The sequence below is a fragment of the Arenibacter aquaticus genome, assembly GCF_003957295.1.
In the GTDB taxonomy this organism is placed as follows: domain Bacteria; phylum Bacteroidota; class Bacteroidia; order Flavobacteriales; family Flavobacteriaceae; genus Arenibacter; species Arenibacter aquaticus.
In genome coordinates this window covers 87,143-106,942 of sequence record NZ_RQPJ01000019.1, presented here as the reverse complement: position 1 = coordinate 106,942, position 19,800 = coordinate 87,143, and the positions used below count along the sequence as shown (strand labels likewise).

At 39.3% G+C, this 19,800-nt stretch carries 18 protein-coding genes and 1 rRNA gene; 5 read left to right on the top strand and 14 right to left on the bottom strand.

The window, feature by feature from the left end:
- Positions 1–85 (top strand): 5S ribosomal RNA (gene rrf / locus EHW67_RS21050); the annotation flags it as partial.
- 18 nt (positions 86–103) lie between these two features.
- Here the strand turns inward: rrf and EHW67_RS15980 are convergent.
- The 11 genes from EHW67_RS15980 to EHW67_RS15930 all read right to left on the bottom strand — a co-directional run bounded on the left by EHW67_RS15980 (position 104) and on the right by EHW67_RS15930 (position 13,835).
- Complete coding sequence (locus EHW67_RS15980) at positions 104–361, bottom strand: hypothetical protein (protein WP_126163390.1); 258 nt, start codon at positions 359–361, stop codon at positions 104–106.
- Between the two features lie 1,063 nt (positions 362–1,424).
- The gene (locus EHW67_RS15975; protein WP_126163389.1) at positions 1,425–1,946 is read right to left on the bottom strand and encodes a 5' nucleotidase, NT5C type; all 522 of its coding nucleotides are present in this window, start codon (positions 1,944–1,946) and stop codon (positions 1,425–1,427) included.
- A gap of 193 nt (positions 1,947–2,139) precedes the next feature.
- Positions 2,140–2,379: a DUF6095 family protein gene (locus EHW67_RS15970; RefSeq protein ID WP_126163388.1), complete on the bottom strand. Its 240-nt coding sequence runs from the start codon at positions 2,377–2,379 to the stop codon at positions 2,140–2,142.
- Between the two features lie 36 nt (positions 2,380–2,415).
- Entirely contained in the window at positions 2,416–3,249 is an 834-nt protein-coding gene (locus EHW67_RS15965) for a DUF4249 family protein (RefSeq protein ID WP_126163387.1), read from the bottom strand.
- 4 nt (positions 3,250–3,253) lie between these two features.
- Entirely contained in the window at positions 3,254–5,626 is a 2,373-nt protein-coding gene (locus tag EHW67_RS15960; RefSeq protein WP_126163386.1) for a TonB-dependent receptor, read from the bottom strand.
- A 123-nt stretch (positions 5,627–5,749) separates the two neighbouring features.
- A complete protein-coding gene (locus tag EHW67_RS15955; protein WP_126163385.1) occupies positions 5,750–7,969 on the bottom strand; it encodes an NADP-dependent isocitrate dehydrogenase in 2,220 nt (739 codons plus the stop codon).
- Positions 7,970–8,653: 684 nt separating this feature from the next.
- On the bottom strand, positions 8,654–9,004 hold the full coding sequence (gene rplS / locus EHW67_RS15950) for a 50S ribosomal protein L19 (RefSeq protein ID WP_126163384.1): 351 nt from the start codon (positions 9,002–9,004) through the stop codon (positions 8,654–8,656).
- A 224-nt stretch (positions 9,005–9,228) separates the two neighbouring features.
- A complete protein-coding gene (trmD, locus tag EHW67_RS15945; RefSeq protein WP_126163383.1) occupies positions 9,229–9,906 on the bottom strand; it encodes a tRNA (guanosine(37)-N1)-methyltransferase TrmD in 678 nt (225 codons plus the stop codon).
- A 203-nt stretch (positions 9,907–10,109) separates the two neighbouring features.
- Entirely contained in the window at positions 10,110–10,730 is a 621-nt protein-coding gene (locus EHW67_RS15940; protein WP_126163382.1) for a tRNA (guanine-N1)-methyltransferase, read from the bottom strand.
- A gap of 145 nt (positions 10,731–10,875) precedes the next feature.
- Positions 10,876–12,324 (bottom strand): glyceraldehyde-3-phosphate dehydrogenase, encoded by a 1,449-nt coding sequence (locus tag EHW67_RS15935; protein ID WP_126163381.1) that lies wholly within the window; start codon positions 12,322–12,324, stop codon positions 10,876–10,878.
- Positions 12,325–12,440: 116 nt separating this feature from the next.
- Positions 12,441–13,835 (bottom strand): S1C family serine protease, encoded by a 1,395-nt coding sequence (locus EHW67_RS15930; protein ID WP_126163380.1) that lies wholly within the window; start codon positions 13,833–13,835, stop codon positions 12,441–12,443.
- Positions 13,836–13,961: 126 nt separating this feature from the next.
- Between EHW67_RS15930 and dapF the strand changes: the two genes are divergently transcribed.
- The 4 genes from dapF to EHW67_RS15910 all read left to right on the top strand — a co-directional run bounded on the left by dapF (position 13,962) and on the right by EHW67_RS15910 (position 17,085).
- Positions 13,962–14,744 (top strand): diaminopimelate epimerase, encoded by a 783-nt coding sequence (gene dapF / locus EHW67_RS15925; RefSeq protein WP_126163379.1) that lies wholly within the window; start codon positions 13,962–13,964, stop codon positions 14,742–14,744.
- Positions 14,731–15,255, top strand: coding sequence for a GNAT family N-acetyltransferase (locus EHW67_RS15920; RefSeq protein ID WP_126163378.1), 525 nt, complete (start codon positions 14,731–14,733; stop codon positions 15,253–15,255). Before dapF ends, EHW67_RS15920 begins: the two co-directional genes overlap by 14 nt.
- On the top strand, positions 15,255–16,298 hold the full coding sequence (gene mltG, locus EHW67_RS15915) for an endolytic transglycosylase MltG (protein WP_126163377.1): 1,044 nt from the start codon (positions 15,255–15,257) through the stop codon (positions 16,296–16,298). The genes EHW67_RS15920 and mltG overlap by 1 nt, the downstream gene beginning before the upstream one ends.
- Before the next feature lie 157 nt (positions 16,299–16,455).
- Entirely contained in the window at positions 16,456–17,085 is a 630-nt protein-coding gene (locus EHW67_RS15910; RefSeq protein ID WP_126163376.1) for a hypothetical protein, read from the top strand.
- Between the two features lie 55 nt (positions 17,086–17,140).
- On the opposite strand, the gene EHW67_RS15905 is transcribed toward EHW67_RS15910, so the two are convergent.
- Genes EHW67_RS15905 through dnaA form a run of 3 tightly spaced genes read right to left on the bottom strand, consistent with a single transcriptional unit; the run spans position 17,141 to position 19,770 of the window.
- A complete protein-coding gene (locus EHW67_RS15905; RefSeq protein ID WP_126163375.1) occupies positions 17,141–17,863 on the bottom strand; it encodes an SAM-dependent methyltransferase in 723 nt (240 codons plus the stop codon).
- Position 17,864: 1 nt separating this feature from the next.
- Positions 17,865–18,332: a low molecular weight protein-tyrosine-phosphatase gene (locus EHW67_RS15900; RefSeq protein WP_126163374.1), complete on the bottom strand. Its 468-nt coding sequence runs from the start codon at positions 18,330–18,332 to the stop codon at positions 17,865–17,867.
- A gap of 13 nt (positions 18,333–18,345) precedes the next feature.
- Positions 18,346–19,770 (bottom strand): chromosomal replication initiator protein DnaA, encoded by a 1,425-nt coding sequence (dnaA, locus tag EHW67_RS15895; RefSeq protein ID WP_126163373.1) that lies wholly within the window; start codon positions 19,768–19,770, stop codon positions 18,346–18,348.
- Between the last annotated feature and the right edge of the window lie 30 nt (positions 19,771–19,800).

Below are 19,800 nucleotides of genomic sequence, written 5' to 3'. Positions count from 1 at the left end.
CCCTTACCATTCCGAACAGGGAAGTTAAGCCCGTCTGCGCCGATGGTACTGCTACACCAAGTGGGAGAGTAGGCCGCCGCCTTTTTTTGAAGTCCCCTCATCATCAGATGAGGGGACTTTTTTTTGGTCTAAATCCAAAATAGGGCACGCCTTCTGCGTGATCAATTCCCGTATCCCTTCGCGCAGCACTTTGTTGGCGCTCAGGGACGGTCATTGATAGGCCGCCGCCTTTTTCTGAAGTCCCCTCATCATCAGATGAGGGGACTTTTTTTTTTGGTCTAAATCCAAAATAGGGCACGCCGCTGGCGTGATCAATTCCCGTGCCCCTTGGATCAAGTCCATTTTCTGGGATCAAGTTCATTTTCTGGGTATTTACGGATCATGGTTAATTATTGTGTTTTTCGATTTGTGGTTTTATTATTAGGAATGGATCTAGTTCGACTTATATATATTCATCCTTTACATTACATAATATGTCTTTATTGCTTTTTGCTTACTATTGAATCTAATATAAGAGGTTTATGTATACCACCTTATTTAAGGTTCTTTAATTTTACCCAAGTGGTCTTTATTGTTTTATCAGTTTTCGTGAAGCTTCGATTTCTTTGCGAGTCCAATGAAACCAATGTAGGAGGTGCATCTATACCTTATTATAAAATAGATAAGCAATGAATAAAATGAAACAAAAGAAAAGACACTTCTTCACTATGTCGGCTATAAAATCTAGGAGTTTTAGGTACCGATGCCATCGCCAAAATTATTTCCAAGGCTTCAATAATTCTTAACGGCCATGCCACCGCTACCACGGAATAAGATGGGTTAAGCAACAGTCTTTAAAAACAATGTTGGAGGTATACAATTAAAGATTAATAATCTATATGCACTAATGGAATGTAGGAACTAAAACCGGCCTATTTTTAATTTCGTCCTAAATCAAGTTTTTTCCATGTTGGACAATGGAAGGCCTGTCTACCATAAGGTAGGCGGCCATATAGGTTATTTATTTAAGCTAGGGCTGGCTTCTCCAATATAAGGTACGCTGTACCTCAGTTTATGGGCCCTGGTCGTTTTTTATGCATGGGCTGGTTTATTGATTGTTATAGGTATTCAAAAAATCGAGATTCGGCGTAGCCAATGCTCTGTATTTGGGTGCTGCAAAAAAATAACAGAACTCAATCTACAGGTGGGGGTGTTGTATTTATGTAATCCACACCCACCCACATACAATTTACGGGAATGATTCAGGATCGGTTGCCATATAGAGGTTCAAAGTCTGGAGTCTTTGTATAGCAGTCTTGTGTGACATTGTTTCATTGCTACATTAAACTATGGGCACATTAAGTCATTACTATATTTTCTAATCAGTACAGTGTTGAATTTGCCAATTGTCAAATGGCTTCATTCTTATGTGGATCTATTTTTTTTCATAATAATAAGCGGGCCACCTCCAACCAATTGTCGGCTCGTTCATATCCTTTGGTATGTATATTATGGGGAGAGGTAAACAATATTTTCCTTCCCTGGAAATGCTCCAGGTTGTAACTGCGATCATCAATTAAAATATCCCCATTTAAAATATGCTTGCTACCACAGAGGATTCTATTTCTCCAATGGATAAACGGAAAGTACTCATCTAACCAATCACTCTTCTCCCGTAATGAATTAGGATATTCCATGGCCGCCGAGGCTACATATAGGTCGTATTTTTGGGAGAGTTCCTTCAATACTTTCTGGCTATCCTTAATGGGTTCTAGAGCTCGGAAGAAGCCTTCTGTCCTTGCATGGTTCCTTACACTGGATTGACGCTCCTGCGGAACGGATTGCCAAACTTCACGGCCCATACAGTCCATCTCGGTCAGGTTTTCATTAAATTCGGCATTGTACAGCCGTATGTGGGCATTATACGCATCAGCAAACACCTCGTCCATATCAACAAATAAAGTCATTCAAATATATTTTATGTACTAAAATAACCAATTTTGTTCTGGAATAGAACATATAGGTCCAAGGGGGGATTGTTTAATACTTTAAATGCATTGGGGAGTGGCTTAGATAAATTAGAGCAGTTCTATTGGTAAAACTTGGATTACATATTGTGCATACGTTTCATTGTGTGTGAATAGGCGAGCCGTTAAATAGTTAATTGTCTTTATTTTCACCCTTGTTGAACAAGGCATCCATTAATAGTTTTATTCCGTAGAAACCTAAACTTATGGCTGCTACAGCTAATATTAAACCGGTTATTAAAACTGGCCAGTACAAAGGGTGTCCTTCATTTTTAAAAGCTTGGTAAATCACTACGGGAGCTGTAAACATTAGCCCAACAGTGTATGCTAAAAATTTTATACCTTTTAATAATAGCGCCTTGTTTGTTCTCATACTGTTACTCTTTTGGTGTTATCTTAAGTAGGAAGGTTATTTTTTAATTAATAAACTGTCGGAAAATGTTTGGCATACTGCAAAATAACCTAAGGCAAAATTAGTGTTATCCAAGTTAAGGTTATCCGTATTGTTGGTGACATTAATTATATTTCCCTTAACTGTGGTAGCGGGACTACTAAAAGGGCCAGTATCGGGTCCACTTTGAAATATAAGTTGGTTCATGTAATTATAAAAATCCTTATCCACACCATAGATGCTTACGGTTACCAATCTTTCGTCCTCCAATTTGCTATCGTAAAAAAAGGAAAACTCAAACTGCTGTCCCTGGTAAAATTCATCTTCGGTAACCAAATATTCACCAAAATCAAAATCGAAGAGATAAAAGTCGTCCCTAGTACCATCATCTGTGAAGGATACTATTACTTCTGTCTCTTCCTCACCAAATAGAGTAGTGCTGCCCTGCTCTAGCTTGTCTATGGGAACTGTTGGCACAAAAGTAGTTTTTGCCAGATAGATCTGATCTGCATGTTTTATGTTTAACTCCAGGGCTCCTTGGGTCAACTGTTCCATTTCCCATTCGTTTTCGTACAGCCCGGTACCCGGAATGGACTCCAGTAGCGTTAATGTTGTATTGGTGGTAGTATTTTTAATCGTAATTTCCTCTAATTGTGTGGGAGAAACTGTATCAAAAAAGGAGCTACTGAGACTAGCTTTTACTTGTACCAGTGCGGTTTGGCTATTGATATCTTCAATTTTTATCAGGGCATCAATTATCAACCTAGGTTCTTCGGTAGGAAGATCCACATCAATAACATCTTGGCAGCTAATGCAGATAAAAAAAACGGCATAATAAATAATCTTCCTCATGTTATTAAAATTTTATATTATAGGTGGCAGAGGGTACTAAACCAAAAATAGAGGTTCTAACGGCCTCATTGACGCCAGTGTCACCATTACGGCTAAATCCTATAGAAGCGGCATTTCTTCTGTTATATATATTATATATACTAAAAACCCATTCTGACTTAAGCTTTCTTCCTTTGTTTTTTCTAGGGCTGAGACTGGCAGAAATATCAATTCGGTGATAGGCCGGAAGTCGCTGTTTATTCCTTTGGCCGTAATATGGGACAGATAGATTTTGAAATTCAAATTGACCAATTGGATAATTGGTAGGTTGTCCTGTCTGAAAAACAAAATTACTATTAAAACTCCACTTTTCGTTTAATTTGTAATTTAGATAAAGCGATATGTCATGGGTTTTATCATAAGGGGTATTGTACCATTCCCCAGCATTTATACCCGGTTCTGTACTGGTTCTGCCGGGGGTTCTTTGTTCGGACTTGGAAAGGGTGTAGGCCAGCCAACCTTGAACCCTTCCTTCATTTTTTTTCACAAGAAGCTCTAAGCCATAGGCCCGTGCCTGCCCATTTAAGATAACCTGCTCTATAGCGTCATTGGCAATTAAATTGGCACCGTCAATATAGTCGATCCGGTTTTGAATATCCTTATAAAAAACTTCAGTCTCCAATGAGAATTTCCCATTATTTATATTTCTAAAATATCCCAAGGCATACTGATCCAATAATTGTGGTTTAATAAAAGGTCCGCTAGGAGTCCAAACATCCAGGGGAGTTGGGGAGCTGGTGTTGGAAAGAAGATGTAAGTATTGGGCCATTCTGGTATAACTGGCCTTTATGGAGTTATCAGGATCAAAGGTATAAGCCATTGCCAATCGGGGTTCCAAATTGGTAAAAGAGGCCAGTTGCTCCTTGCGTTTAGGTTTTTCAACATCAACAGGTTCGGCTTCTTTGTAGATTTGTAGAAAAGGATCAAAATATACGGGATTGTTTTGGTATAAATTTAGTTCATCCTGTCCAAGACGCAGAAAATTGCTAAGTCGCAAGCCATATTGTAGGCTCAATTTTTCGGTTACTTCCTGTTCAACGCCTACATAAACAGCTAGTTCATTGGCGTATTTTTGAATTAACTGGTCTTCAATAATCCCGGAATCTGTATCACTGGGTTCTATCTTACCAGGGTTAAAGCGGTAGTATATATTGTTGACACCGTAATTTAGTTGAAAACTGTTGCTTAGATAATGCTTGAAATCGTACTTCAGGTTGAAGTTCTGAATTCCGGAATTCCATTTAAACCCTACGAAATCCAATTTTAGACCATAATAATAGTCCGAGTATATTAGGGATAAGTTAGAGAACAGTTTATCTGAAAATAAATGGTTCCACCTAAAATTAATCACGGCATTACCATAAATATTTACAAAACTATCACTAATACCAAATACGTCCCTACCAAAATATCCGGACAGGTAAATGTTATTGTACTCGTTCAATTTAAAATTTAATTTGGTATTTAGATCATAGAAATAGGCTGTATTGTCCACATCAAAAAGAGGGAGGAACAAATGAGCATAGGATGCCCTACCGCCTATAAGGAAAGCTGCTTGGTCTTTAATTATAGGGCCTTCTACCAACAGTCTACTGGCAACCGCTCCGATGCCTCCATTTACTTTATAGTTTTTGCTATTTCCTTCTTTCTGAAATATTTCCAAAACGGAAGATAGCCGCCCGCCGTAACGGGAAGGAATACCTCCCTTGTATAACTTAACGTCTTTAATGGCATCTGGATTAAAGACCGAAAAAAAACCAAAGAGGTGGGACGAATTAAAAATAGTAGCCTCATCCAATAAAATAAGGTTTTGGTCTGCGGCACCCCCTCTAACATTAAAGCCCGAAGACCCTTCCCCAGCATTGCTAACACCAGGCAACAGTAGAATGGATTTAATTATATCGGCCTCGCCAAGGATGACAGGTATATTTTTTATGGTTTCAGCGGAGAGCGTGTTTACGCTCATCTGCGGCTTCCTAATGTTTAGTTTTTCAACATCTTCGGTAACAACCACTTCTTCCAATTGCTGAGCATCCTCGGCCAGTTGAAAGTTTATTTTTTGATTAACTGATAATTCTACCTGTTTTACTATATCCTGATAGCCTAAAGAGCTTATTAGGATTTCGTAAGTACCTTTTGGTAGGGTTATGGAGTAAAACCCATATTCGTTGGTTATAACTCCAGTGCTCAAGGATGGTACCGCTACGGTAACGCCAATAAGAGTTTCGTTGCTCGACAATTCTGTGATGGTACCACTAAGGGTAAACCGTTCTTGAGAAAATATACAGGTAGAATAAAAAAGAAGAAGGAATAACAGTAGTCTAATGTTCTTTTTCATTAAGGACAATTTTATCTAAAAGTATTGATAATAATTATGATGAAAAAAAAACTTGGGTTCTATTAAAACAGAAAGACCTTTTCAAATATATGAAAAGGTCTTTCTTATGGTTTTACCACTTCTTTAAATAGTTTCCAAGATGGTATTGAAAGTCGTGCTTGGCCTCATGGCCTCACTGATCAATTTGCTGTCTGGTAAGTAGTAGCCTCCAATATTGACTGCTGCACCTTGGGCATCAATTAATTGTTTCAGGATTTCCTCGGTACTATTGGTAAGACGCTCCGCTATTGGGGTAAAAAGATCTTTTAGTTCCTTGTCTTTATCTTGCGCTGCCAATGCCTTGGCCCAGTAAAGCGCCAAATAAAAGTGACTACCTCTATTGTCCAGTTCGTTTACTTTTCTGGACGGCGATTTATCATTTTCCAAAAATTGCTCGGTGGCTATGTCCAAGGTTTCGGCCAAGACCAGGGCACGGGGATTATTGTTTTTTTCGCCATAGTGTTCCAAGGAAACACCAAGCGCCAAGAATTCTCCTAGGGAGTCCCATCTTAAATGTCCTTCCGATAAAAATTGTTCTACGTGTTTTGGAGCAGATCCTCCAGCACCCGTTTCAAAAAGTCCACCGCCGTTCATAAGAGGGACAATAGACAGCATTTTTGCACTGGTACCTACTTCTAGGATTGGGAAAAGGTCTGTTAGGTAATCCCTTAGTACATTTCCTGAAACCGATATGGTATCCTTACCTTCCTTGAGTCTATGTAAGGTGTATACCGTGGCTTTTTCCGGTGACATGATTTGGATATCAAGATCAGTGGTATCGTGGTCTGCCAAATAGGTATTTACTTTCTTTATTAATTGAGCATCATGAGCCCTATTTTCATCAAGCCAGAATATAGCTGGTATATTGGTTGCCCTGGCTCTTGTTACGGCTAGTTTTACCCAATCCTGGATTGGTGCGTCCTTCACTTGGCACATTCTCCAGATGTCACCTTCTTCAACTTCATGTTCTATAAGAACTTGGTTGGTATTGACATCTATTACAGAAACCTTGCCGTTGTGCTGTATCTCAAAAGTTTTGTCATGGGAACCATATTCCTCTGCTTTTTGGGCCATTAGTCCAATATTTGGTACCGTACCCATTGTGGTGGGGTCAAAAGCCCCATGTTTTTTACAGAAATCTATTGTTGCCGTATAGATGCCCGCATAACTGCTATCAGGAATTATAGCTTTGGTATCCTGAGCCTTGCCCTCTGCATTCCACATTTGACCAGAGTTCCGGATCATAGCTGGCATAGAGGCATCTATAATGATGTCACTAGGTACATGTAAGTTGGTAATACCCTTATCAGAATTGACCATGGCCAAGGCCGGTCCTTCTTCAATGGTTTGGGCGATATCCGCTTCTATTTGATTTCTTTCCGCTGCTGGAAGGCTTTGGATTTTGTTGAACAAACTTTCCAAGCCATCGTTGGCGCTTATACCAATTTTATCAAAAGTAGCATTGTACTTATTAAAAATATCTTGAAAGAATACTTTTACGGCATGTCCAAAAATAATAGGATCCGAAACCTTCATCATAGTGGCTTTAAGATGCAGGGAGAATAAAACTCCTTTATCTTTGGAGTCTTTTACCTGTTCCTGTAGAAAGCTGATCAAGGCTTTTTTGTTCAATACGGTAGCATCAATGATTTCATCCTTCATGAGGCTAAGGTTTTCCTTAAGGGTTACCGTGGTGCCATCTGTTTGGGTAAGGACAATATTTACTGCAGTTGCCTCTTTAAGAGTAACCGATATTTCATTGGATTTAAAATCGCCATGCCCCATAGTAGCTACATGGGTCTTGGAGTCCGCGGTCCATGCTCCCATGGAATGTGGGTGTTTTTTTGCGTAATTTTTTACGGCTCTTGGTGCTCTACGGTCCGAGTTTCCTTCCCTTAGAACGGGATTTACCGCACTTCCCTTTATTTTGTCGTATCTGGATTTAATATCCTTTTCGGTGTCGTTTTTAGGATTTACAGGGTAGCTGGGAATATTATATCCCTTAGACTGTAGTTCTTCTATGGCCTCATTTAATTGTGGTACAGAGGCACTGATATTGGGAAGTTTAATAATATTGGTTTCTGGTTTTTTGGCCAGTTCTCCCAACTCTGCCAAATCATCGGAAATTTGCTGCTCCTTCTTTAAGTATTCTGGGAATACTGCAATTATTCTACCGGCTAGTGAAATATCCTTTAGTTGTATATTGATGCCAGCAGGTTTTGTAAATGCCTTAATTATTGGAAGTAATGATTGAGTTGCTAAAGCAGGGGCCTCGTCGGTTTTGGTATATAAAATTTTTGGCATTTTAATTTAGGTTTTTATGTTTAAGCGGAGCAAATATACAATTTTAAAAGTGCCAAATAAATAGGGAAAGCCTATAATATTGTCTAATTGTTCAAGAGAGAGGGAGATAGGTTGTTATTACACGGATTGAAGGCTTAAAAGCTATAAAAATAAAAGCCATATCATTGTATAAAATACCTTGATATGGCTTTCTAGAAATAGTTTACAAATTTCTTGTTTTGCTTCTTGCAAAACGGCAACCATTGATTGCATTTGCATCACTAATTCAACGTTTGAAACACATTATCCTAAATAAATATATAAAGAGATAAATATGTCGCTACTCACTGTTTAATTATTTGATAAGCTTAATGTACAACATGGAGTCATACCTTAATAATATCCAAAAATTACAGACCAACCTTCCTGCCAAAGCAAGTGGGCAATCCGATAACAAAAAAGCGTAGCCGCTTAATAATGTTATAACACTGAGACAAAGAACGTAAACTTCGTGTGACATTCATAAATCCGCAGAATATGAATTACCAGCCACTTATTAAAAGTACTAAAATGTTCTTTAACAGGCAAATAATATAAAGAGTTTATTATCAACAGCTTATGCACTTAGGTTTTGAACATTTGTTCATAAAAAAAGCATCCTTACAAATGTGTAAGGATGCTTTTTCTATACTTAAAAAATGCTTCTTAAGAGCGAACCTCTTTAATTCTAGCTTTTTTACCGGTAAGTCCTCTGAAGTAGAAAATACGTGATCTACGAACTTTACCTTTCTTGTTAACTTCTATTTTTTGCAAAGCAGGCATATTGATAGGGAAAATACGCTCTACACCAACAGTTCCGGACATTTTACGAATGGTAAATGTTTCGGTAGCTCCCGATCCCCTTCTTTGTATAACAACACCTTTAAAAAACTGTGTTCTTGTTTTTTCACCTTCCTTAATCTCGTAGTACACAGTGATGGTATCACCAGCTGAAAATTTTGGAAAATCTTTTTTAGGAACGAATTCGTTTTCAACAAATTTTATTAACTCTTCCATGGTCTTTAATTAATGTTTACTTAAATCAACTTTCACGATTATCGTCAGAGGTTAATTTAATGGAGTGCAAAAATAGTTTAATATTTGTAATTAACAAGCAAATAAATTACTTTTTAATATTAACTGGGGTTGTTGTAACAGTATATTGTCATAATGCTGCTATGTGCTGTACCTAAGGGACTTATATTTTAAGGCACTATGTTGGGGTATTTTGCTTTTAATAGCTATTCCTTCAGCAGATCGGGCCGCAATTCTTCAGTTCTTTTGTAGGCTTGGTCTTCTCGCCAGCTTTCAATAGCGGGGAAATTGCCGCTCAATAACACATCGGGTACCTTATGACCTTTGTATTCAGCTGGCCTTGTATATACGGGAGGGGCCAATAGGTTATCCTGAAAAGTGTCTGTCAAAGCAGAGGTTTCATTGTTTAAAACACCTGGTATAAGGCGGATAACGGTATCACAAAGCACTGCCGCTCCCAGTTCTCCTCCGGACAATACATAGTCGCCAATAGATACTTCTTTGGTAACAAATAAATCCCGAACCCTTTGATCTACCCCCTTATAATGTCCGCAAAGAACAATGATGTTCTTTAATAAAGACAGTCCGTTGGCCATCTTTTGATCCAAGGTTTTTCCATCCGGGGTCATATAGATTACCTCGTCATAATCCCGTTCCTCTTTTAATGCAGAGATACACTTGTCTATGGGTTCTATCATAAGTACCATTCCAGCTCCACCTCCAAACTGATAGTCGTCTACTTGATTGTAGCTCAAGTCTGTGTAATCCCTTAGGTTGTGAAAATGCACTTCTACCACCCCTTTGTCTATTGCTCTCTTTAAAATTGAAGCTTCAAATGGACTTTTTAATATATCGGGAACTACAGTGATAATATCTATTCGCATGGTACGGGCAATAACGTTATTGGTATCTTACAATATGGGCCAAAAGTAGTAAAAACGAGCTCAATTTCTTTTTAATTGTGAAAAGCATGTGTTTTTAAAACAACTTTTTACGGTTCCAACTTGCGGTTCTATCATGATTTGCAGTAAGTGGTCAATGGAATAAGGGTTAAAAAAAAAAAGCTCCCTTCAGGGAGCTTAGCGTGTTATTTGGATTTCTTTTGTTTGTTCAGTTCGTCTTGCAACTGTCTGCTAATTTTTTGTTCCCGTTCCAGCGCCCGCCTTCTGTGGTCCTCGTATTCCGTTTCCAATTCGGAAAGTGCAACCTTTGCTTCCTGGGTAAGGATGTTACTGTTTCTAAATCTATAAATAAAGAACAACAAGAGTAGTAGTAGGGTAGCAATAATAGTCCAAAGAATAAAATTGTAGGTACTTTTAGAGACCAGAAAGCCCAAAAAGGACATGCTGTCTTTTTCTTCCGTCACCGATGCTAAATTATTGGTAGTTTCCTCCAGTTTTTTGTTCAGTGAATTTATGGTCTCAACATGACCGGAAATTGTAGCGTTTAATTGTTTGATATTATTGTTGAATTCATTAATGGAATCCAATACATTTTGTCTTAGTTTGCCTAAGTTGTATTCTTTTACTACTTCGTATCTAACACCGTCGGCCCTGTAGTTGCCCGATTTTTTTGAAATATATTCAAATTGTGAGCTTATTGGGCCCTCATCAAGGGAAAGTTTGTTTTCTGTGGAACTTTCCTGCGCATGATGTAGGTTAAATGACAATAGAGCCATTACAATAAAGAGTATTCTCGAAATTTTCATTTATGTAATTCTTATTGTTAATAATGATTAAGAGGGGGCTAAAGTACTTTAATATTCCCAATTTATGAAAAAAATGGGGCATTAGGTTTCTCCAGTCAACATGTATAACCCACTATTTTATAAATTATTATATGTTTTTAAAATTTTAGTAATAGGTGTATCTTCTAACTTTAGCAACATACTTGGCCAGCCTAATAACTTGGTGGGCATAACCAAATTCGTTGTCGTACCAAACGTACAACACTAGATTCTTACCATCTTCCGATACAATGGTTGCCGTGCTATCATAAATTGAGGGGGCCGAATTTCCAACAATATCAGAAGAAACCAGTTCATTGCTAAGGGAAAACTTTATCTGCTCTACCAAGTCGCCTTCCAAGGCGTATTTTTTAATAATAGTATTCAGGGTCTCTTTGGAGGTCTTGTTTTTTACTTCTATATTAAGTATGGCCAAGGACCCATTGGGTACGGGTACCCTTATAGCGTTAGAGGTTAATTTTCCTGCAAGCTGTGGTAGGGCTTTGGTTACAGCTTTTCCGGCGCCGGTTTCGGTAATGACCATGTTGAGGGCGGCAGCTCTGCCACGCCTGTATTTTGCGTGCATATTATCTACTAAATTCTGGTCATTGGTATAAGCGTGGATCGTTTCTATATGACCTTTTTTTATTCCTAAAGAATCTTCCACGATTTTTAAAATAGGTGTTATGGCGTTGGTGGTACAGGAGGCAGCAGAGAATATAGTAGTGGTGTCAGGATCAAATTCCATGTGGTTAACGCCGTGTACTATATTGGGAACTCCTTTTCCGGGTGCCGTTAACAACACTGTTCCACTACCTTTGGAGTCAAGGTGCATACTCAATGCTTCCCTGTCCCTATAGGCTCCAGTGTTATCTATGATCAAAGCATTGTTTATACCATACTGTTGGTAGTCTATCTCTTTTGGGTCATTGGCGGCTATCATATGCACCGTGGTGCCATTAATGATCATTGCCATATTTTTGTGGTCTATCTCAACAGTTCCGTGAAATTGCCCGTGTACGGAGTCGGTACGCAATAAGTTTGCTCTTTTTTCCAGAATTTCCGGGCCTATGTTCCCTCTAGTGACGATAGCTCTTAATCTCAGCTGGTTTCCTTTGCCGGTTTTTGCCATCAGCTCCCTGGCCAATAACCTACCTATCCTGCCAAAACCATAGAGCACTACATCCTTAGGTTTTATTTCGTTGCTGTCCTCGGCCCCTTTTAATTTTTCCAGAACAAAATTCTTGACCGTGTTATAATTGTTGATTTCGGAATGATATTCATAGGTAAGTTTTCCTATATCCAATTTGGAGGGGGGTAAGGGGATGTCGTTGATGGTTCGTAATAGCTCTACCGAATCGAATATTGAAATTGGTTTTTGGACAAACGCCCCGGCGTATTCATGTAGATTGATGATGTCGCTTACATTTTTGTCTATAACCTGATTTTTAAAAAGTACGATTTCAATGGATTTGTCGTACCATAAATCACTTGTGATTTTAATAAATTCGGTGGAGGCCTTCCTTCGGTCTGCCTGAAAAGCCAATTCCTTCTCATATGATTGGATAGTATCCATAGCCTATTTTTTTACGTAGTCCAGTTTCGTTAAAATTATATATTTCAAACGTTTTCGTAAAGAAATAATTGCATAAAAAAAGCGCCCCCATTTGGGAGCGCTAGTCAAGAAATTTTTTATTGGATTATCAGTCGTTCTTTTTCTCCTTTTTTATTCAACATGGTAATACTGGCCCTGTCATATCTGGAAATTCTTCCAAACTTGTTCTTGGCATCTTGGATGTTGTTTATCTCTTCATCCCCAAAGGAAAGCAGCACCTTGCCTTCAAAGCCATAATCCCTGTAGGTTTCGGGAACTCCAATTATTTTGACCCCTTTCTTGGTCTTGAAACTCTTTTTCTCATCCTCGGTTAGGTTTTTTACCTCAAAGCCTAGGACAGGAATTACAATGGTTTGCCTTTCTTTTAGGGTAACGGGGAAATCCATCTTGTCCTCGCCACGTAATACCGTGACCATTAGTTGGTCTCCTGGTCTTTTGGAGGATATATATCCTATAAGGTCCGAGAATTTGTGAATTTCTACATTGTCTATATTCTTTATAATGTCGCCTTCCTGTAATTCGGCATCATCGGCACCGGAATCTTCCTCTACCCCGGCAATATATACACCATCTATTTCATTTATCCCGTTTTCTATGGCATACGGGCTGTTCATGGGAACGGTATTGATGCCCAATATTCCTTTTTGAACATTGCCATACTCCATTATATCTTCTACTACCTTCTTGGCAATATTACTGGGTACCGCAAAGGAATAGCCAACATAGGAGCCGGTTTGCGAAGTAATAGCTGTATTGATCCCTATTAGGTCCCCATTGGTATTTACCAAGGCACCACCGCTATTTCCTGGATTAACGGCCGCATCGGTTTGTATGAAGGATTGGTCTATACTGGCCAAGGCCCTTGCTTTGGCACTAACGATACCTGCCGTAACCGTAGAGGTAAGGTTAAAGGGGTTTCCAACTGCCAAGACCCATTCCCCAACTTTTGTGTTGTCCGAATCCCCAAAAGCCAAATATGGCAGTTTTCGGTCTACATCTATTTTTAATAAAGCAATATCCGAGTTGGGATCGGTACCTATAAGCTCTGCGTCATAGGTCTTATTGTTGTTCAGGGTAACCTGTAGTTGATCCGCATTGGCTATCACATGGTTATTGGTAACGATGTATCCGTCCTGTGATATGATTACACCAGATCCTGTTCCTACCTGTGGTTTTTGGGAGCCTCCGTACCCGTAGAAGAATTCCATTATACTGGATGGACCCTTGCTGACCGACACGTTTTTAACGTGCACTACTGCATTCACCGAGTTTTCGGCGGCCATGGTAAAATCAACCTCATTAATGCCAGAGCCTCTGGCGGAGGTTGGTGTATAACTAGAGGTTATGATATTTGCACTACTTTCCTGTGGAACTATGGCGTAATTGGGTTTCTCTAGAAAAAGTTTGTAAGCGCCTAGGGTTATAGCACCTGCAAAAACAGAAACCAGTAATAAACTTCCAAATTTCTTCATAAAAACATTTTTTTAATTTGCTATCGTAAAATTAACACAAATCCATAGCAATAATTTGCCTTTAACGAGTTTTTAACTGATAAAAAAACCTTAATAAAATTATATCTTTGTGCTTTAAAATACAATATGCTACTGAATTTTTATAAGTACCAGGGAACAGGAAACGACTTTGTTATGATTGATAACCGCAAGGGGGTTTTTCCTAAGGATAATACGGAATTAGTCTCGTTTTTATGTGATAGGAGATTTGGAATAGGTGCAGACGGACTCATACTTTTGGAAAATGACCAGGCTGCCGATTTTAAAATGGTCTATTATAATTCGGATGGGCGACAGAGTACTATGTGCGGAAACGGAGGAAGGTGCATTGTGGCCTTTGCCAATTTTTTGGGCATAGTTGATCAAGAAATTTCATTTGTAGCCATAGACGGACTTCATCGTGCCAGTATAGATGATGGTATTGTAAGCCTGGAAATGCAGGAAGTCCAGGAAATAATGGAAAAAAGTAATTCCCTTTTCTTGGATACTGGGTCTCCCCATCACGTGCAATTGGTAGATGGCCTTAAAGATTTTGATGTACCCAAGGAAGGTGCAAAATTACGCTATGGTATTTATGGCGAACAAGGGAGCAATATAAACTTTGTGGACCAAGAGAGTCCGGACACTTTTAACGTGCGTACTTATGAGCGTGGGGTAGAGGATGAAACCTATTCATGTGGTACCGGTGTAACGGCCGTGGCATTGGCCATGTACCATTCTGGAAAAACAAGCAATAATAGGGTCCGTATTAATACCCCAGGTGGAAAACTAGAGGTGAAATTTAAAAGCAGCCCGGACGGATATAAGGAAATATGGTTAACGGGGCCTGCCAAACTAGTGTTTAAAGGTGAGATTAATGTTGCGTCTTAAAGGTAGAAATATATTTCTCAGAGCCCTGGAGCCAGAGGATTTGGATTTTCTCTATGAATTGGAAAACGATCCGGGAATTTGGGAAATAAGTGGTACCACTGCTCCCTATTCCAGACATGTGTTGAAGATGTACCTGGAAAACGCCCATAAAGACATTTACGAGGTAAAACAATTACGACTGTGTATTTGTAACTTGGAAGGAGCTGTTATTGGCTTAATAGATCTATTTGATTTTGACCCTAAGAACCTACGGGTGGGGATGGGAATAATTATATGTCAGGAAGGGCAAAGGAACAAGGGTGTTGGCACAGAGGCCGTTGAGATCCTTACCAATTATGTGTTTTCGGTGTTAGGGCTTAGACAGGTGTATGTAAATGTATTGGAAGGTAATGCTCCCAGTATCCACCTGTTCTCAAAGCTTGGGTTTAAAAAAGTAGGGGAAAAACAGGATTGGATATATTCTAACGGTAGTTTTAAAAATGAAATCTTGTATCAAAAGATAAATAGGTAATGTACATTAAAAAAATTTTACTGATAATAGTTGCTGCGGGTCTTGTGGTAGGGGGTGCGTTTTCCTATATGGTCTATAAGGCCTTTTTCCTGCCCAATACCAATTTTAATAATGAGGTGGCTTACGTCCATATTCCTTCCAATTCGGATTTTGAGGCCGTTAAAGACCTTATGGAACCACTGTTAAAGGATATAGGGACCTTTGAATCGGCCGCCGACAGAAAAGGCTATAGTAGCAATATAAAAGCTGGTAAGTATGTCATAAAAAAGGGCATGGGTAACAATGATATTGTGAACTCCCTGCGAAGTGGCAATATTCCTGTTAAGGTTGCTTTCAACAATCAGGAAACCTTGGAGGACTTAGCGGGGAGAATTTCCCTTCAGATAGAAGCCGATAGTTTGGAGCTCTTGAGTGCTTTTAAGGATTCTGCTTATTTGGAGTCCAATGGCTTTGAGCGGAATACGGCACTTTCTATGTACATTCCCAATAGCTACGAGTTTTTTTGGAATACTTCGGCCAAGGGGTTTAGGGAGAGGATGAATAAAGAATTTAAGCGATTTTGGAACGATCAGCGTTTGGCAAAAGCCAAGGCCTTGGGTTTAACCCCTGCAGAGGTTATTACCTTGGCCGCAATTGTACATAAAGAGACGGCTAAAGTAGATGAAAGACCACGTGTGGCCGGAGTGTATTTAAATAGATTGAAAAAAAGGATGCCACTGCAGGCAGACCCTACAGTGATCTATGCCCTGAAACTTCATACAGGGAACTTTGATACCGTTATTAAAAGGGTGCTCTATAAAGACCTGGAATTGGACTCACCCTATAATACTTATAAGTATGGAGGATTGCCGCCGGGACCTATTGCAATGCCCGATATTTCGGCTATAGATGCTGTGCTAAACAGGGAACAACATGATTACTATTACTTTGTGGCAAACGTTGAAAATTTTGGTTACCATAAATTTGCCAAGACCTTAAGACAACATAACCGAAATAAGGAACAGTATGTCCGATGGATCAATAGTAAGAAGATAAACCGTTGAGTAAGTGGTCGTTATTTATAGACCATTCGTCCGGTGTAAATCTCTTTTTGTACAAAATTGCGTTAAAATAGAGGTGCTTTTCAAAATGGGCCGTATATTTGTAGCGTGAAATTTAAGCAGGCTATTTTTGGGCTGTAAGTCTTAAGAAAACAAAAATATGAGAAAGTGGACAAGTTTTTTGTTCCCCGTTATCATGATTTTTATTCTTGTTAGTTTTGGGTTTAGACCGGTTAAGTCCGTGGTCCCTGAAGCGTTAAGAGTAAATGGGCCTACTGAAGTTTTGTTTCCCAAGCACAAAACCATTTTAAAATCTTCTATGGTTGCGCCACCCTTTTTAGGTACTTCCTATAACGGGTTTAAAGAGGCTTTGGCCTTTAAGGAATCTCAAGGAAATTATTTTACGACCAATGCATTGGGTTATCTGGGAAAATACCAATTTGGTATTGGTACGCTAGAGTTACTTGGTGTGTACAATGCTACTTTATTTCTTAACGATCCTATTTTGCAGGAGAGGGTGTTTCATACCAACCTTTCTAGGAACAAATGGATACTTAGAAGGGATATTAAACGCTTTGTAGGTAAGGTAATCAATGGACAGGAGATTACAGAATCAGGAATATTGGCGGCGGCACATTTGGCCGGGGCCGGAAATGTAAAAAAATATTTAAGGTCCTATGGACAATTAAATGTAAATGATGACTTTGGTTCATCGGTTTCATATTACATCAAGAAGTTCTCTGGCTACGATATGTCGCATGTACCGTCAAGGAGAAATCCCAGAATATAGAAACTGCGTAAAAATGTAAATAGAAGGCCTTGACATGTAAATGTTAGGGCTTTTTTTATGCGTGCAATATAAATATAGTGGGTCTTTTATGGAGGTCAACCGTGGTTTTTTGCCATTCTAGGGCCGTTTTTGTTGCTATAAATTCCGTTGGCAGGGTAATGTCACAGGCGATGCAGATCAAGGTCTGGGGAGAAAGTGTTTTGGTTAATTCGGCCAGGAGTTTGTCATTTCTATAGGGGGTCTCTATAAATATTTGGGATTGGTTATTTTCCCTGGATAGCTTTTCAAATTTTTTAATGCTTCGCTTACGCTCTGTGGTCTCTATGGGTAGATAGCCGTTAAAGGCAAAACTTTGTCCGTTTAGTCCGCTGGCCATAAGGGCAAGTAGGATGGAGGAGGGGCCTACCAAAGGAACCACCTGTATGCCTTTTTGATGGGCTATACGAACAATATCGGCTCCAGGATCCGCAATTCCGGGGCAGCCCGCTTCCGAAAGTATGCCTACATTGAAACCTTGAAAACATGGATCTAGAAAAGTAGGAATTATTTCAGCTTCGGTAAATTTGTTAAGTAGGTTGATCTCTAAGCTGGGTTGTGATTTTTTTGAGCTTATCTTTTTTATAAAATGCCTGGCGGTTTTTTCGTTCTCAACAATGTAATGGTCAATTTCCTCTATGGTCCTTTTTATGGAAATGGGTAATACTTCCAATGGCTCATTGTCTCCCAATGTGGTAGGTATTAGATAGAGTTTTCCGAGATTACCTTTAAATTGATCCATTTTAGTTAGATGTATTTTGGATTAAGTTCCGTGCTATTGCACTGCAAGCCTTATCTATTAAATGATAGACTTCCTCAAACCTATCTTCGCCCCCGTAATAGGGGTCCGGAACTTCTTGGTGTGTTAATTGTGTGGCTTGTAGCAGTAAGCTCACCTTTGCCTTCTCCTTATTGTTCCTTGCTAGGGCAATAATATTGTGGTAATTGCTTTTATCCATCGCAAAAATAAGGTCGTATTCTGTAAAGTCCCTAGCGGCAAATTGCCTACAGCGCTGATGGCTAATGTCAATCCCATATTTATTGGCTACAGCTATAGATCGGTGGTCTGGTTTTTTTCCAAGATGATAACTGGCCGTACCGGCAGAATCTACCTGAAAAAATGTAGGGTCCAATTTGCTTTCCAGGATGCCTTGGGCCAAGGGGGACCTGCAGATATTTCCTAAACAGACCATAAGTACCTTGAATCCCATGACTCAGTAGCTTTTAGGAAAATTTCTTGGTTAAGTCGTCTATGTACTTTCTGAATTGCTTGTCGGTTTCCGCAAGATTATCAACAGTTTTGCAAGCGTGCAATACCGTGGCATGGTCCCTTTTTCCAATTTGCGATCCAATACTGGCCAACGAGGCTTTGGTAAACTTTTTGGCAAAGAACATTGCCAGTTGTCTGGCTTGGACAATATGTCTTTTCCTGGTTTTGGATTGTAATGTGGCAACATCCATTTCAAAATAATCGGAGACTACTTTTTGGATGTAATCTATAGATACTTCGCGCTTGGTATTTTTAACAAACTTTTCTACTACCAATTGTGCCAACTCCAAGGTAACTTCTTTTTTGTTGAAAGAAGACTGTGCTATCAGGGAAATTATGGCCCCTTCCAATTCACGGATATTGGATTTTATGTGTTTGGCCACGTAGTCTATAATGTCCTCGGGCATTTCTACCCCGTCACGGTACAATTTATTTTTTAGTATAGAGATCCTGGTTTCGTAATCCGGTGTCTGCAATTCCGCGGATAAGCCCCATTTGAATCGCGATAATAAGCGCTGCTCAATATCCTGCATGTCAACAGGAGCCTTGTCAGAGGTTAATATTACCTGCTTGCCATTTTGGTGCAAGTGGTTAAAAATATGGAAGAAGACATCTTGTGTTCCCGACTTACCGGATAAGAATTGTACGTCATCTATAATGAGCACATCGATCAGTTGGTAGAAATGGATAAAATCGTTCCTAGTATTTTTCTTGACCGACTCAATATATTGTTGGGTGAATTTTTCCGCAGAAATATACAAAACCGTTCTTTCCGGGTACTTGTCTTTTATTTCAACACCAATGGCATGGGCCAAGTGTGTTTTTCCCAAACCTACGCCGCCAAAAACCAACAATGGATTAAATGAGGTTCCTCCCGGTTTGTTGGCAACGGCCATTCCGGCCGACCTGGCCAATCTATTGGAATCCCCCTCCAAAAAGTTTTCAAAATTGTAATTTGGGTTTAGTTGGGATTCTATTTTTATGTTTCTTATGCCCGGAATAACAAAAGGATTTTTCAACTCCGGGTTTTTGGATTTTATGGCTACGTCCAATTCTTGGGGTTCTACCTGGGACCTGTTGGAACTTGGAATTTTTTCTGTAAAGGGTTCACGATTGCCATAGGTGTTTTCCATCTTTATGATGTACACCAATTTGGCGGTCTCACCTAGCTCTTTGGTAAGGGCTACTTTTAGTAATTTTACATAGTGCTCTTCTAACCATTCGTAAAAGAATTTACTGGGCACCTGAATACTTAAAGCATTGTCGGTAAGCTTGATAGGTTTAATAGGTTCAAACCAAGTTTTGAATGCCTGCGGTTGGATATTGTCCTTGATAAAGCCCAAACAATGGTTCCATACGGAAGTTGCAGTAACACTCATTTTTAATGTTTTCTTTTTTTGTGGTTAGTG